12 protein-coding genes are annotated in these 16,170 nt (G+C 54.3%); 11 read left to right on the top strand and 1 reads right to left on the bottom strand.

What is annotated here, in order from left to right; genetic code table 11:
- Positions 1–177: 177 nt before the first annotated feature.
- Both ACFQI7_RS16555 and ACFQI7_RS16550 read left to right on the top strand, forming a co-directional pair.
- A complete protein-coding gene (locus tag ACFQI7_RS16555; RefSeq protein WP_218102416.1) occupies positions 178–1,011 on the top strand; it encodes a helix-turn-helix domain-containing protein in 834 nt (277 codons plus the stop codon).
- A 17-nt stretch (positions 1,012–1,028) separates the two neighbouring features.
- A complete protein-coding gene (locus ACFQI7_RS16550; protein WP_218102417.1) occupies positions 1,029–2,243 on the top strand; it encodes a Gfo/Idh/MocA family protein in 1,215 nt (404 codons plus the stop codon).
- Positions 2,244–2,248: 5 nt separating this feature from the next.
- Here the strand turns inward: ACFQI7_RS16550 and ACFQI7_RS16545 are convergent, their stop codons facing one another.
- The gene (locus tag ACFQI7_RS16545) at positions 2,249–3,148 is read right to left on the bottom strand and encodes a helix-turn-helix domain-containing protein (RefSeq protein ID WP_218102418.1); all 900 of its coding nucleotides are present in this window, start codon (positions 3,146–3,148) and stop codon (positions 2,249–2,251) included.
- Between the two features lie 226 nt (positions 3,149–3,374).
- On the opposite strand from ACFQI7_RS16545, the gene ACFQI7_RS16540 reads away from it, so the two are divergent.
- From ACFQI7_RS16540 to ACFQI7_RS16500, 9 genes are all read left to right on the top strand, one after another.
- Positions 3,375–4,706 carry an ABC transporter substrate-binding protein gene (locus tag ACFQI7_RS16540; RefSeq protein ID WP_218102419.1) on the top strand — a complete coding sequence of 444 codons (1,332 nt, stop codon included), beginning with the start codon at positions 3,375–3,377 and terminating at the stop codon, positions 4,704–4,706.
- A 30-nt stretch (positions 4,707–4,736) separates the two neighbouring features.
- Entirely contained in the window at positions 4,737–5,618 is an 882-nt protein-coding gene (locus ACFQI7_RS16535; RefSeq protein WP_218102420.1) for a sugar phosphate isomerase/epimerase family protein, read from the top strand.
- A gap of 5 nt (positions 5,619–5,623) precedes the next feature.
- A complete protein-coding gene (locus ACFQI7_RS16530; RefSeq protein ID WP_218102421.1) occupies positions 5,624–6,754 on the top strand; it encodes a DUF6807 domain-containing protein in 1,131 nt (376 codons plus the stop codon).
- A 273-nt stretch (positions 6,755–7,027) separates the two neighbouring features.
- Positions 7,028–8,350 carry an extracellular solute-binding protein gene (locus ACFQI7_RS16525; RefSeq protein ID WP_218102422.1) on the top strand — a complete coding sequence of 441 codons (1,323 nt, stop codon included), beginning with the start codon at positions 7,028–7,030 and terminating at the stop codon, positions 8,348–8,350.
- A 73-nt stretch (positions 8,351–8,423) separates the two neighbouring features.
- A complete protein-coding gene (locus tag ACFQI7_RS16520) occupies positions 8,424–9,320 on the top strand; it encodes a carbohydrate ABC transporter permease (protein WP_218102457.1) in 897 nt (298 codons plus the stop codon).
- A complete protein-coding gene (locus ACFQI7_RS16515; protein ID WP_218102423.1) occupies positions 9,320–10,192 on the top strand; it encodes a carbohydrate ABC transporter permease in 873 nt (290 codons plus the stop codon). The genes ACFQI7_RS16520 and ACFQI7_RS16515 overlap by 1 nt, the downstream gene beginning before the upstream one ends.
- Before the next feature lie 52 nt (positions 10,193–10,244).
- Positions 10,245–12,017 (top strand): sensor histidine kinase, encoded by a 1,773-nt coding sequence (locus ACFQI7_RS16510; RefSeq protein WP_218102424.1) that lies wholly within the window; start codon positions 10,245–10,247, stop codon positions 12,015–12,017.
- A complete protein-coding gene (locus ACFQI7_RS16505) occupies positions 11,995–13,575 on the top strand; it encodes a helix-turn-helix domain-containing protein (protein ID WP_218102425.1) in 1,581 nt (526 codons plus the stop codon). The genes ACFQI7_RS16510 and ACFQI7_RS16505 overlap by 23 nt, the downstream gene beginning before the upstream one ends.
- 42 nt (positions 13,576–13,617) lie before the next feature.
- Entirely contained in the window at positions 13,618–16,128 is a 2,511-nt protein-coding gene (locus ACFQI7_RS16500) for a beta-mannosidase (RefSeq protein ID WP_218102426.1), read from the top strand.
- Positions 16,129–16,170: the final 42 nt, after the last annotated feature.

Raw genomic sequence — 16,170 nt, 5'->3', positions numbered from 1 at the left:
CGGCTCCCACGCTGACCTTATCACGAGGTTTTGCGCTGCCGAGCGTCGCCGACGCTCCCCCGGCGTTCCCTCGTTTCCGTTCCTTTTCGTCATACGAAAACATAATCAGTCTTGCGCGGAATTCCAAGCGGAGTAAAATGGTAGTATCACCGTCTTACTCATTGGGGGAATTGCCGCTTGGAGATCAAGATGCTTACACTGCCGGATAACGGAATTCTTTTATATGAAAGCAAGCATACGGACGGCAACATCGTGAAAGAACACCGCCATCAGATTCATCAAATACTATACGTTCTCGACGGCAGCGGGACGATCAAGCTGGACGGCGATTATTCGGAGTTGTGCCCCGACCGGCTCGTGCTGATCGTGCCGCATTCTGATCATTCCATTATTGCCGAGGCGAAGCTTACGCTGCTCGTTCTCGCTTTTGAAGCCCGATCCATGGAAACGATCGTCGAGCATGAAATATTACGCAAACGCTTTCCCCGCTCTGCCATTGTCAGCATGAATCCGTTCATGGCGACGGAAGTCAGACAGCTGCTGCGCAAAATGATGTTCGAGCAGGGCAACGCCGATCAGCTGAATGATTGGGCGCTGCGGATTTATTTGCAGGAAATATTGCTGCTGCTCGCCCGTTCCGGTCAACAAGCCGTCATTACCGATTCCAACGGGCTGCGGGCCGACAAGATCCGCAGATACATCGACGAGCATTATTTTGAATCGATCACCGCCGGAGAAATTGCCTCCATCATGAACATCAGCGCGAGGTACGTCAACAATATATTCAAGGAATGCTTCGGCATAACGCCGACGCAATATTTGACTCAGGTGCGGATCAGCGTGGCGAAGAAGCTGCTCTCCGAGACGGACAAAGATATCGTCACCGTTTGCTTTGAAGTCGGCTTCGAGAACGTTCCGACCTTTTACCGCGCGTTTAAAAATAGTGTCAAGCTGTCTCCGAACAAATACCGCAGGCAAAATGCCGCAGGAGACGAGTTGAATAACGGGTAAGCAAGGAGGAATTAACGGTGAATCGTACAAAAGCGAAAGTTGCGCTCATCGGCATCGGCGGATTCGGCAAAGTGCATACGAAGACCATTATGCAGCTCGCGGAGGAGGGCTTGCTCGAATGCGCCGCTTATGCGGAAACGAATCCTGAAGCGCATGCCGAATCCGCCGCCATGTGGGACGCTGCGGGTGCCGCACATTACCGGGATTACGAAGAAATGCTGCGTAACCATCCGGACATCGATCTGGTGGCGATCGCGACGCCGATTCCTTTGCACAAGCCGATGAGCATTCACGTGATGGAACAAGGGTTTCATGTGATCCTGGAGAAACCGCCGGCCGTAACAATTCAAGATCATGAGGAAATGGCGGCCGTGGCGCAGCGGACAGGACGGTTATGCCAAGTTAATTTTCAAAACACGTCAGGCCAAGCGTTTCGTTCCTGCTTGCAGAAGATGCAGGAAGGGGCGATCGGGACGATTAAGCGCGTGACAGGCATCGGCGTATGGAAAAGAACGCAAGCGTATTACGATAGAACGCCGTGGGCCGGCAAGCTCATTCATAACGGCCAGTATGTGCTCGACGGCACGCTGTTCAACCCGTTCTCGCACTTGCTGAATAATTGCCTGATTGCCGCAGGCAGCGGCGATGCGCGCCTTGCGGAGCCGGCTTCCGTTCAAGCGGAGCTATATCGGGCCAACGGCATCGAAGGCGAAGATACCGCCTCCGTCCGTATTCGTACGGTGCATGGCGTTGAGGTGCTGCTCTATACGACCTTGTGTGCCGATCAGACGGTAAGTCCTTATATTGACATCGAAGGCAGCGAAGGAAGCATCTGCTGGCATTCCAATAATACGATGACGATTCGCACAAGCGAAGGGGAAGAACGCTTCGATTACGGTCCGGAGCCGCTGATGAACAAGATGTACATCAATTTGCTGGAAGCGATTCGGGACAGGGCCCCGCTGTACAGTCCACTGCAAGCATGCCGCAGCTTCGTTTTGGCGGCGAACGGCGCTTTCGAATCGTCGCGAGCCATGCATCAGGTTCCCGAGAAGTATGTAACGATCGAGCCGTCGGGAGAAACGACAGGGAAGGTCATTGGCAATGTAAAACAGATCATCATGAGCTCTGCACGGGCCGGCCAACTGTTTTCCGAATCGGAAGTGGAGTGGGCGGTACGGACAGAGCCTTTTGCGCTGAACAATTACGAGGCGTTCCGAATGTTCCGTTGACGGCATTACGGGAGTTGCGAAATAAAATCGGAAACGGCGGTTACGGGATCGCCGTTTTTTCGATATTCCTGGGGCGTCGTTCCAGTCCGCTGCCGGAAAAGAGCATGAAAATGTTTCATGTCCTGATAGCCGACGGCGCCGGCGATTTGCTGCACCGTCATGCCTGTCGCTTTCAGCAGCTCGCAGCTTTTGTGAATCCGCAAATTTTGCAAGTAGGAAATAAACGTCGTCCCCGTCGCCTGGCGGAATAACCGCTGCAGATGGCTTTCGCTCAAAAAAGAATACTCCGCTACCTGTTTGAGCGTAATCGGCTCATGGCAGTGCCGGGTGATGAAGCGGATCGCCTCTTCGATTTTGCCACTGCCTTTCGTACCACTGGGCTCGGTTATGAGCGTACTGCGGTGAAGCTTGGCGATGAGCTGAATGAACAAGGCATGAACGACAGGCTCGTACCCGGGCTGCCTTTGGCGGTATTCGGCCAGCATCGTCTGAAACAGCTCGGTGAAAGCGCTGTCTGTATCGTAGTGGTGAAACCACGGCTGCGGCATTTGCTCCGGTGTGAACAAGGCGCGGTGGAGCAAGGAGTCGGGCGGAGGGAATGAGCCTGCCGCTTCGAGCGCCTGGGGGCGAAACACGCAATTGATGATGCCGAGCGTTCTGCTCTTTTCCGGCGAGGGGGGGCGGTATACGTGGGACGTCCCGATCGGGAGCAAATAAATGTCCCCTCGTTTGACCCGGACTACGGTGTCTCCGTTAATGTACTGGTAACCGCTTCCCTCAACGACAAAGCTGATTTCGATCGCGTCATGCGAATGCAGCGGTATGCTGAACGCTTCGTAAGCCCGGTTGACGAAGACGTGCATCCCGGGACGAAACCGCTGCTCCGACGAAAATACTGGCTTCATGTAATGCCACCCCATCCATCCGAATGCAATCGCTTCAATTCCATTATACAAGCGGCATCGCACCGAAAAAAGAGCGTTTTGCCCTATATATATGAGGGAAATCCCCCATATGCGAAAACGCGCAGTTGATATAATGGAATCAATGACAGCGGTTTCAAAATAGCACGGATGCATGCAGCATCGATGCAATGGTATCGGATCGAATGACGGAGAGGGGCGTTCCAACATGAACAAAAGGTTGATCGTGCTTTCGGCTTTGATAGGCATCGGAGGGGTGTCCGGCTGTTCGGGTCCGGCGCAGCCGTCCGCGGAGACGGGCGGAACGGGGAAGGAGCCGGCTCAGGCCGTGCGCAGCGCGCCGACCGAGCCGGTCGAGCTATCGATTTATTCCGCGGGGGGAACGCAAAACGAGGAGTTTGAAAAAAATTACGCCGAGTTGATTAAGAAAAAATTCCCCCATGTGACCATCAAGTACATTAACCCGAGAGACGGAGAGGGCAGCAAGTTCGAAAACCTGATTTTGGCCGGCGTCAATATCGATTTGTATTACGAATCGATCGGCACGTTCTTTTCGACGATGTCAAGAAACAAGGCGCAGTACGATTTATCCCCACTTATCAAGGAACGGGGGCTGGACTTGAACCGGTTCGAGCCGACGCTGATTGACGCGGTTCGAAAGAATAGCAAGGGTGAGATTTGGGGACTTCCAGTCACGACGAACGGCATGTCGCTGTACTACAACAAAGAGCTGTTTAACAAATTCGGCGTTCCTTACTTGAAAGACGGGATGACTTGGGATGAACTGTACGAGACGGCCAATCGGCTGAACCGGACGGACGGGGACAAGAAGATCGCGGGACTGGCGATTTCACCAAGCCACAGCATGAGGATGAACGTTTATTCCTTGCCGTTCGTGGATCCGCAGACGATGCAGGCGACGTTCGGAAACGAGCGGTGGAAGCAAGTGCTTGATCCGATTTTGGCTCCCGCGAAAGAGTCTGCGTATCGGGCGAAAATGGATGAGCTGGAAGGTAAGCTTCCGTATTCCGGCGAATGGCTGAAGAAGCAGGAGTTGGCGATCTTCGGCGTCTTCTCCGACTGGCAGGTCGTCAGCCCGACGCCGGTTCCTTTCGATTGGGATATCGCCGCCTACCCGACGTCCAAAGATTTGCCCGGGATCGGCAGCCAGCAATACCCGGTCTATTGGTCGATTCCGGCATTCGCGAAGCATAAAGAACAGGCGTTTGAAGTGCTTAGCTATCTAGTGTCCGACGAGTACCAGTTGGCGCTATCCAAACGGGGCGGAATGACGGTATTGAACAATCCTTCCATCCAGAAGGCATTCGGTCAAGACAGTCCGAATAAGGACAAAAATTTGAACGCGGCTTATTATAACAAATTTGCTCCGATTTCGCCGAAGACCGATTTTGAGAAAACGGCGGAGACGGCCATCACGAATAAGCTGGTCGATCTCGCATACGGGCGAACTGATCTCAATACCGCTTTGCGCCAGGCGGCGGAAGAGGCGAACAAGGAAATTCAATCGGCCGGCAAATAACGGGATCCGCAAAAAAGGAGAATGCTGCAAATGAGCGAAGCCTTCATCCCTATGGGATGCTGCCTGCCCTCGGGAACTTTTATGCCTCAAGGGAATCATCGTCCGGAAACAGGGCGGCAGCATGATCCCGTGGACGCGTTGATTCGCGGAGTGACCGATATATTGCAGGAAGGTTATGATTTTGCCGAGCTTACGGTAGGCTCGGTTGCTTCTTTGACCGAAGTGGATTATGAGCGTCTGGCCGGCCGCATGAACGCGGAAGGACTGCAAGTTCCCGTGTTCAACAGCTTCATTCCGCCGAGGCTGAAGCTTACCGGACTGGAAGTCGACGAGGAGGCCGTTCGCGCTTATGTGGAGGCAGCCGTATCCAGAACCGCCGCACTCGGTGCCGAAATCATCGTGTTCGGAAGCGGCGGGGCCAGATCGCTCCCAGAAGGTTTCTCCGCCGAACACGGGCGAGAGCAAATAAGGCGCTTTTTGCAGCTGTGCGATACATCGGCTGCGGCGCATGGAGTAACGATAGCGATCGAGCCGCTGAACCGCAAGGAGTGCAATGTGATCAATACGGTCGCCGAGGCGTTGGTGCTGGCAAAATCGATGAACCTGCCGCAAATCCGCGTGCTGGCCGACGCGTATCATATGCGGCTTGAGAACGAGCCGATGGATATCATTCGGCAGGCGGCGGCAGACGGTATGCTGGCGCATGTGCATTACGCGGAAGCGGATCGCAGCTTTCCGTGCGGTGCCGCCAAGGATGGGATTGATCTGGAAAGCTGTTTCCGGCAGCTCGCGGGGAGCGGGTACGAAGGACGGATTTCCGCTGAATGCTTTACAAGCAGCGGGCTGAAGGACTGCGGCGTGTCGCTGGAATATGTCAAAAAAATATGGAATCTATCCGTTCAGCAGAGGTGACCTTGATGAAAACTTTGTTTAAGCTTGTAGTAAATGCCGGAAATCATAACCGCACGCATTGCCCGGTATCTTACTGGATTTCCTCCGAATCACCGCTTTTACAAGGCAGCGGTATCGAGCTTCTGCGGCTAACGACCGCGGCTGGAGAAGTGGTTCCATTGCAGTGTGAGGAGAGTGAAGGGAACGTCACGCTCCACTGGATCGTGCAAAAGCTGGATGCCGGCGAATCGGCCGTCTTTGTTGTGGAAGCAGGCGACAAGCGCCAGGAAGCGGTCGAAGGGCTAACGCTGATCGAGAAAGAGAATCGGATGGATGTCCATATCGGCGGAACGTATTTTACGTCCTACGTATACGATGCGGAGCTGGCCAAACCTTATCTTGGCCCGGTAATCGGTCCTTACGGCGAAAGCTTTACGCGGCTCGATTTTGAGACGAAGGAGCACCCGCATCACCGCTCGGTATGGCTGGCGGTCGGCGACGTCAACGGCGTCGATCTGTGGAACGAGCCCAAGGACCGGCACGGCATCCAGACGTTTGATGGATTCAAGGAACGTGTGTCAGGACCGGTATTCGCCAGATTGACCGCGAGCCAGCAGTGGTGCAATAACGGCAAAAGGCCGCAGATGGCGGAAAAGCGGACGATGACCTTTTATAACACTCCCGCGGGAGAGCGGTTCATCGATCTGGATACGGAGCTTCGGGCGCTGGGGCGGATCGAGTTCGGGGCGACGAAGGAAGCGGGACCGCTCGGTATCCGGGTCGCCGAGTCCATGAAGGCGGAGAACGGCGGAACGATCGTCAATGCGTTCGGTTCGGTCGGCGAGGCGGAATGCTGGGGACAGCGCGCGCCATGGTGCGATTATTACGGCAATGTTGGGGGCCAGACGCTAGGCATCGCGGCTTTCGACCATCCGGACAATATGGACTTTCCAACCTTCTGGCATGTGCGGGACTACGGGCTTCTGGCGGCTAATAACTTATATTTCTTGGGCGGCAAGCTGTTTCAAAAAGGCGAGACGATCCGATACAGACATCGCATTTATTTTCATGAGGGCGACACGCTGGCGGCCGGCGTAGCGGGTAAGTACCACGATTATATTCACCCGCCGGTTGTAAAGCTGGAAGAGCAGTCGTGATGCTACGAGGTATGGACGGAATACATATTAAATAAGAAGAAACGATATGCTCAAAAAGAAATCTATCATTACGACGAACTGCAGTCCGATTGTTAGACAAAGCTAACAATCGGAGATGCAGTTTTTCTTATTTGTTACTGGACCCCCTTACCTCGCAAACGCTGCCGATTTCCGAGCCGATATCTTTCTACCCTTCACCTGATGATTCTCCCCTTACTCGATTGGGCTGCGGGGTATAGAATGAACTCAGAAACAACAGGGGAGGTTAATAAAATGAAAAAAATATACACAATTGGATTATCGATGGCGGTTGCCGCTTCCGTACTGGCGGGCTGCGGCGCGCAAACGGACGATCAAGGTTCCGCTGCCGCCGGCGGCTCTAAAGATAAAGTAAAGCTTTCCGTATGGCACAACTGGACGGGCCAGGACGCGAAAGCGATTGCGATGCGAAAAATTTTGGACGACTTCCAGGCACAGCATCCGGAAGTACAGCTTGAAGTGGAAGGCCTTCCTACGGACGGTTTGAAAACGCGCTTGCGTACGGTTGCCGCAGCCGACGAAATGCCGGATTTGTTCGTCATGTGGCCGGACGCGATGACCAAAGAATTCGTAAACGGCGGTTTGCTGCAGCCGGTCGACGAATTTTTGAACAGCAAGCCGGAGTGGAAAAACAACTTCATTCCGAATGCGCTTGACGGCTTCACGGTCGACGGCAAAACGTACACGGTGCCGATGAACCTTGCGCCAAGCTCGTTCATTTACTACAACCAGGCGATTTTCGATAAATACGGCGTGAAAGTGCCGAAAACGTGGGACGATTTGAAGTCGGCAATCGACACATTCAACAAGAACAATGTCATTCCGGTCGCACTTGGCAATAAAGCGAACTGGGTAGCGCAATCGACCATCTTCAGTACGATCGCCGACCGCATTACGGGGACCGACTGGTTCCTCAAAGCGGCAAGCCAGAACGGCGCCAAGTTCACCGATCCGGAATTTGTAAAAGCACTTACCGTGATGCAGGATCTTGGAAAGTCGAAAGCGTTCCAGGATGGCTTTAACAGCATCGACGAAAACCAAATGATGCAGCTGTATTTCCAAGGAAAATCGGCGATGTTCATCGACGGCGGTTGGGCGCTGGCGAACCTGGTCAATAACGCTCCGAAAGAAGTGCTCGATACGACACATATTTCCATTCTTCCGGCGATCGATGGAGGCAAAGGCAATGCGCAATCGACTGCAGGCGTTGTCGGGACAGGAATGGGCGTAAGCAAAAAAGTAACCGGTGCGCGGAAGGATGCGGCTATGCAATTGCTGTACGCATTGTCCGGTCCGGAAGGCCAAAAAGCGACGCTGGGCAGCAGCACGCTCGTCAGCTACAAAATCGATGTAGATAAGAGCAAAGCGCACCCGCTCTTCGTTGAGCTGAACGAACTGATGAAAAATACGAAAATCAGCCCGGTGTACGATTCCAAATTAAGCTCCGCTGCGGTTGAAGTGATCAATAACGGTCTTCAGGAGCTGCTCATGGGCGGTAATCCGGAAACGATCGCCAAAAAAATTCAGGACGCTCAGGCGGGCGCTTTAGGCAAGTAATTCGAACAACCGCCTCACTCGCAGCCCTCCCTAGCGGAGGGCTGACGATTTGGTAAAGGAAGTGAGTATGAGAATGAACAACACGCTGCGTGTAAGGCGCTTTATGGTTTTCGGCCTGCTGCCCGCCATTGTCGTTTACGCTTTGTTCGTGTTCGTGCCTGTCATTTGGTCCGCCTATTACGGGTTCTTCGATTGGAAGGGCATCGGCGAGGCCAAATTTATCGGCCTCAAAAACTACGTTGAAATTCTTCACGACCCGGTCTTCTGGCGGGCGCTGAAAAACAACATTATATTCGTGCTGGCTTCCGTTTTCGGGCAAGTGCCGCTTGCACTCGTGCTTGCCATCGTCCTTCATAAAAGCAATGCGCTTCAGCGGTTCCTGCGTTCCGCCATTTTTATGCCGATGGTTTTGTCGTCGGTCATTATCGGGATGATCTGGCAATATATATACCACCCGCAAATCGGCATTCTTAACTTTTTGCTCGATAAATTGGGTCTAAGCAGTTGGAAGCTGCAATGGCTTTCCGACGCGAAAATCGCCATTTTCTCGATGACGCCTCCGCTTATCTGGAGCTTCGTCGGGTTGTACTTGATTATTTTTATCTCCGCATTTCAAAATATTCCGGGGGATATTCACGATGCCGCACTTATTGACGGAGCCAGCGGCGCACGCAAGCTGTTCTCCATTACGCTTCCGATGATTTGGAGCACGGTGCAGGTGGCGCTCATTCTTTGTATCTCCGGCAGTTTGAAATCGTTCGACCTGGTGTATGTGATGACGAAGGGCGGTCCGGCGCACTCTACCGAGCTTCTTGCGACCTATATGTATAATTCGACGTTTTCATCATACCGGTACGGGTTCGGGAGCGCGATCTCGACTTCGATCGTCCTGATCAGTCTGCTCATTATCGGTACAAGCCAATGGTTGACCAGCAGAAAACAAAAGCATGCGGAAGGGAGGGCACACTAATGAATACGACGGTTCCGGTGCAGACGTCTTCACATAAATTCGGTTTTTCGGTGAAAAAATGGAGACGAGGCATCTTTTGGACGCTGATGGCCGTTTACGGTCTGATTACGTTATATCCATTATTGTGGCTGTTCATCAGCGCCTTCAAGTCGAATGCCGAATTCATTAACCGGCCCTTCAGTTTCCCGGAAGTATGGCAGGTGGACAATTTCGTCAAGGCGTGGAAAAGCTCCAAGATGGGCATAGCTTTTTTCAACTCCCTTATCGTATCCGTGGTTTCTTTGGCGATCACCTTGTTCATCTCGGCGCTCGCTTCCTTCGTGCTTGCCCGTTTCCGCTTTAAGATGAAAGGCTGGATCATGGGTTTCTTCGTCGTAGGGATGCTGATCCCGATTCACAGCACGCTCGTTCCGTTATTTATATTAATGAAGCAAATGTCGCTGCTGAACACCTACTGGGCACTTATTCTACCTTACACGGCGTTTGCGCTGCCGACCGCGATTTTTGTGCTTACGGCTTATTTGTCCTCCATCCCTAAGGAGATCGAGGAAGCCGCATTCATCGACGGGACCGGACTTTGGGGTGTATTTCTGAGGGTCATGCTGCCGATCTCGCTGCCTGCGCTGTCGACGGTTACGATTTTGAGCTTCCTTCATTTCTGGAACGATTTCTCCTTCGCACTTGTATTTATAAGCAAGTCCAGTCTTAAAACGCTGCCGCTGGCGATTGCAACGTTCGCGGACGGGTACCAGACGGATTACGGGTTAACGCTTGCTGCGATGACGATCGCCGTCATTCCGACGATCATTGTCTACCTTTTGTTCCAGGAGCAAGTGATGAAAGGGATGACCGCCGGCGCGGTAAAAGGATAATACGGCCTGATTCGATTCGGATCATATGAATGGCGCAGGGGATGGGACAACAATGTGGAGATGGATCGCTTTTTCACTACAACGGAAGCTGTCAGTCATCATGCTGGTGTCGACCCTTGTGCCTTTATTGCTTTTGGGCGGTTTTGCGTATGCGGTCTCGTTCAAAACAACGGAGCAAAAAACACGGCAGTCGGGCATCGATACGATGCGGCAGATCCAGGGGACGCTGGAGTTTATTTTGCAGGACGTCGAGAACATGTCCGTGTTTTTGATCGGACAGCAGGACATTCAAAGCTATTTGTCCAGTCCCGTCGAAGATATGGACGTGCGCTCGCGGATTACGGGCTTTACGGCCAATTTGGTTACGTCCAAGCCTTATATTTCGAACATTACGATTTTTCCGGCGAATGCGTTCGAGCCGTTGTCGACGATGACGATTTATGAATCGGAGCTGGAACAGCAAGTGAACATACGCGAGGTCAGCGCCAAACTATGGACGGGCGTGTACACGATACGGAACTATGCGGGATATAAAAATGTGATTACTTTTATTCGCCCGCTGCGCGGCGTTGGAACGTACCGGAATTTGGGCTGGTTGTCGATCAGTTTGGACGAGTTGACGCTATCGCGTTACTTGTCCGAGCGGAATCCGGGCGCCGGATTAGGCAAGCTGTTGCTGCTGAACGATAAGGAGAGAATCATTTCCTCTACGGAAAAACGCTGGCTTCGGGAGCCCGTCGAAGCGGCGCTGCCGGGGATTACCGGCGCTTTGGAGGGAAATCCGTACGGCTCCGGGACGTACGGACAAGGCGAGGACAAGCAGATGGTGCTGTATTACCGCGAGCCGCTCGTCGACTGGATGCTTTTAGGGACGATTCCTTACCGCGTATACAGCGAGCAGAACCGTTACTTGATTATGCTGACAGCCGGGGCGGTGACGTTATCCATCCTCATCAGCGCCGGTCTTATTTTGTTTATCGTGCGGCAGGTGACGAATCCGCTTCGTCTGCTGACGAAACTGCTGACGCGAATCGACCCGAATGAACCTTTGCCGGTGTATCCGGTGGGCTCAAAAGATGAGATCGGCCGGCTTGCGGAGAGCTACAACTTGCTCGGCCAGCATATCGAGACGCTCAAGCGGCAGCTGATCCGCAACGAGACGCGCAAGAAGGAAGCCGATTTGCGTGCGCTGCAGGCGCAGATCAATCCGCATTTTTTGTACAATACGTTGTCCTCCATTCACTGGATCGCGCTCATGCGGGAGGAGAAGCGGATCGCCGATATGGTGGAGGCGCTTAGCGATTTTTTGCGGTTCAGCCTGAACAAAGGGAAAGATTTTTGCCCAGTCCATCAGGAGATTGCCCATATTAAAAACTACGCCCAAGTGCAGTCGATCCGGTTTCCGGACAAGTTCGACCTCGAGTTTGTCGTCAGTCCCGAGCTGCAGGATAAGCTTATGCTGAAGCTGCTGCTCCAGCCTTTGGTGGAAAACGCGATGATTCACGGGATCCAGAAAAAAGAAGGAAGGGGGACGATTCATGTGTATGTAGAGAAGAACGGCGATCGGATGAACTTTCTCGTTCTTGACGACGGCGTAGGTATGCCGGAGGAACGGCTGCAGTCGATCCGGGCCAATCTGGAGTCGCCGGAAGAGCATGTATATCCCGGGAACAGCTACGGCTTGCGAAATGTGAATGAGCGGCTGCTGCTGCATTACGGACAGGATGCGCAGCTGCACATCGAAAGCCGACTGCACGCGGGCACGCGTGTGTCGTTCTCCATCCCGATCAGGGAGGCGCAGCATGAGAATCATGATCGTCGATGACGAAGTCATTATTCGAACCGGCCTCGCCCAAGTTATCCAATGGGAGGCGCTTGGCTTCGAGCTGCTTGAACCAGCCGCTTCGGCGGAGGAAGCGCTGGGGCGCATGCCGAGGGAGCGGCCGAATATTGTTCTGACCGACATCCGGATGACCGGGAAGACCGGGCTGCAGCTTGCGGAAGAAGCGAAACGGATCGTGCCGGAAGCGGAAGTTATTATTTTATCGGGTTACGATGACTTTGAATATATGCAACAGGCGATTCGCCAAGATGTGAGCGATTATTTGCTGAAAACGAGCCGGCCGGAAGAAATTATCAAGACGGTGCTGCGGGCGAAGCGGCGCATTGAGGAGCGGTGGGCGGTACATAGCCGGGATCTGTTCAAGAACAAGGAAGCGCGGAATCGGCTGTTCGAGCGATGGGTCATCGCGGGAGATATGGCTGGGATGGACCAAGAGCTGCAGGCGGGTCTTTTATCCCGCTTACTCGCGGACCGCGAAAATGGGGAAGACGGACTGTTGCAAATTGTGCTGGTCGCAGCCGAAGGTTGGGACGACGCGCCGGCCTCCGAATCGCTGCTGCTCTTCGCCGTGGAAAACATGCTCGGCGATTTGCTCGTGTATTGCGAGACGCTCGTTCAGGACAAGCGGATCGTTGCCGCCATTCGCTGCAAAAGCGGGATCGGATGCGATTCTCATCATTTTCGCGCGGTGATGGACAAAATCGAACGAATGCTGAAGTGCAGCCTGTTTGTTGCGGCCGGCATGCCTGTGGAAAAGCCGGAGCAGCTGCCCGAATCTTATGCCGCGGCGGATTATGCGTTCGGCTATCGGGCATTGCTGAAGGAAAAAATGGTCGAGTACACGGCGGTCCGGCAGCGCATAGGCGGCAAAACGGTGTGCACGCATGAGGAGGAGCTGGAGCTGTCCTCCATCCTGCTCGACAATGACGCCATCGCTTTGAAAGAATGGGTCGGCCGATACATTCAGTCGCAGCTTGACGATCCGCAGATGACGCTGGAATCGCTGGAAGCGTCCGTTCGATCGGTGGCCGTATCGGCCCATCGGTGGTTGGAGCGGGTCATGTCCGCGACCGGACGCGGCGGAGCGCTGGAAGCGAAACCGACCCATCTGCAGCTGGGTCGGGGGATGGCGCCGCGGGATGCGCTGTTTCCGCATTTGTACTCGGTGATGACACTGTACCACCACCGCTACGCCGACGGGAAGACGACGCATGCCCAAAAAGCGATGGCCTATATCGAGGAGCATTTGGGCGGCGATGTCGGGCTGGCGCAGGTGGCGAAGCACGTGCATCTGCACCCGAGCCATCTGAGCGAAGTGTTTAAGAAGGAAACCGGCATGACGTTCGGCGACTATGTAACGAAACAGCGGATGCGCCGCGCGATGGAAATTTTGTCGGTGTCCCCTGCAAAGGTCAGCGAAGTGGCGGCGGAGGTCGGTTACGAGGACGTCAAATATTTCGGGCAAATTTTTAAAAAATATACGGGCAAAACCCCGAGCGAATATCGGGATAAGGCAGGTTCGCCGACGAACGGGGAATAGTCGGCAGGCGCAGGTCATTTCGTGATAAGGGAGAGGGTACGCATGGAACTGAAAAGCGTATGGAGAATTCAACATTTTGACGTCGGGCAAGCTAGACCGCTCGAAGTTGCTTCACCGGGGCTCGACGACCGTTTCTGGATTACCGCCAGAGTGCCTGGGGATGTGCATTCGGCACTGATCGAAAGGAATATTATCGAGAATCCGTATTTCGGGCATAACGATGCGAAAAGCCGCTGGATCGAGCAAAAGGAATGGTGGTACCGCACCCAATTCGATTATGCGAAGGAAGAAGGCGGCGAAGAGAAGCATGAGCTGACCTTCGAAGGATTGGACACATTCGCTACGGTATACGTAAACGGACTGGAGATCGGAACGACCGACAATATGCTGATGGCACATACGTTCGACGTTTCACGCGTGCTCGTGAATGGGAGAAACACGATTGCCGTCAAGTTCGACCCGCTCTATTTGCATAATCGGGATAAGCAGCAGTTTCAATGGTCTTCCTATACGAAAGAGCGGCCCTGGCTCCGCAAGGCGGCCATGAATTTCGGTTGGGACTGGGGGCCGCGGATGGTGACCGTCGGCATCTGGGGCAAAGTCTGTATCGAGCGCAAACGTTGGGCAAGGCTTAACAGCGTGTTCGCCCGAACGGTTCAAGCCAGCGAGAACAACGCCATCGTCCGGGTGGACTTCGACGTAACGGCTTATCGCCGCGATCACAGCCGCGAATGCGAGATTCGGCTGCGGGACGCCGAAGGGAAGACCGTCGCTTCCTCCAAGGTACCTGTACCCGGAACGAAGGGAATCGTCGACCTTGCCGTCGAACAGCCGCAGCTTTGGTGGACGCATGACCTCGGTACGCCTTATTTGTACGAGCTCGAAGTCGCGCTGCTGTCGAACGGGGAGACGGTCGACGAATACCGGACCGCGCTCGGCATTCGCACCATCGAACTGAAGCTGAAGGATGAACAAGGCCGCAACGCCTTCGTGTTCCTGCTCAACGGCGTCAAGCTGTTCGCCAAAGGCGCGAACTGGATTCCGGCGGACCACTTCATCGGCGCGATCCCGGATGAACGTTACCGCGATCTGATTTCGCTTTCGGTGGACGGCAACATGAATATGCTCCGCGTATGGGCCGGGGGCATTTACGAGAAAGACGTGTTTTACGACGAATGCGACCGCCGCGGCGTGCTCGTATGGCAGGATTTCGCTTTTGCCAACGCGTTGTTCCCGGATTTCAACCGCAATTTCATGGACAACGTGCGCAAGGAAGTCGAGTACGCGGTGAAACGGCTGCGCAATCGCACTTCGCTGGCCATCTGGTGCGGCAACAACGAAATCGATTGGCTGTACGACATGAAGACGTCCGGCGGCGATTTGACTTGCCCATTCTATGGCGAGCGCATATATCACGAGCTGATTCCGGATGTGCTCGAAGAGCTGGACAACAGCCGCGCGTACTGGCCTTCTTCGCCTTTCGGCGGCAATGACGCCAACGATCCGGACGAAGGCGACCGCCACAACTGGCAAGTATGGCACGGCTCCGTCTATCCGCGCAAAAGCGGCGAGGCGCCGCTGCTCGATTACAGCATTCAAGGCGTGACGTTCAAAAACTACAAGAAAGACTTCACCCTCTTCAGCAGCGAATTCGGGATGCACGCTTCGGCAAACCGCTACACGCTGGAGAAAAATATACCCGAAGGCCAGTTCTACTGGGGCAGCGTCGAGATGGCGTACCGCAACAAGGATACGAACCATCAGAAAGGCATCTTGCTGATGGAAGGCTATACCGGGATTCCGGGCAACATCGAGGAATATATGAATTTCTCGATGCTGACGCAGGCGGAAGGACTCAAGTACGGCATCGAGCATTACCGCCGCAACAAGCACCGCACGAGCGGATCGCTCATATGGCAGCTCAACGACAGCTGGCCGGGCACGAGCTGGTCGCTTATCGATTACGAGCTGCTGCCGAAAGCTTCCTTCTACTATGCGAAAAAGTTTTACGACCCGATGCTGCTGTCGCTCGACCACGAACCGGGACAAGATCTGCAGGTGTGGGTCGTCAGCGACCGGTTGGAAGCTTGCAAAGGAAAAGTGACGCTCTCCGTCTATGACTTTGGCGGAGCGCTGGTATCGACTCATTCCTTCGACGCCTCCGTTCCCGTCAATCAGGCGGTACGGATCGGCAGCTTGACCGAAGCGGAGGCGCTGAACGACCATGCGCCCGAGGAGGTCGTCGTGAAGCTGACGGCTGAAGGCTTTGCGGCGCCGGCGAACGTATTTTACCTCCGCGATCCGAAAGATTTGCGGATGCCCGCGGCCGATCTCCGCATGGAGGCCAGCGAAGCGGAGCAGACTGTTACCGTGACTGCAGGCCGAACGATCGCCAGAATGGTGAAGATCGACTTGCCGCAGGGCAACATCCGCTTTAGCGACAATTACTTCGATCTGCTGCCGGGCGAGCAGGCGACGGTTCGGATCAGTCACCCGGATGGAACGAAGGTGCCGTTCGAAGGGCTGCGCGTCAGCGCTCTGAACTCGAACTGACAATAGCAGCAGGAAATGAAATAAGAGCAGGTGCGCTTATCC

It is taken from the genome of Paenibacillus allorhizosphaerae, assembly GCF_042659105.1.
Taxonomy (GTDB): Bacteria; Bacillota; Bacilli; order Paenibacillales; family NBRC-103111; genus Paenibacillus_G; species Paenibacillus_G allorhizosphaerae.
This window is presented reverse-complemented; position numbering and strand designations above follow the sequence as displayed.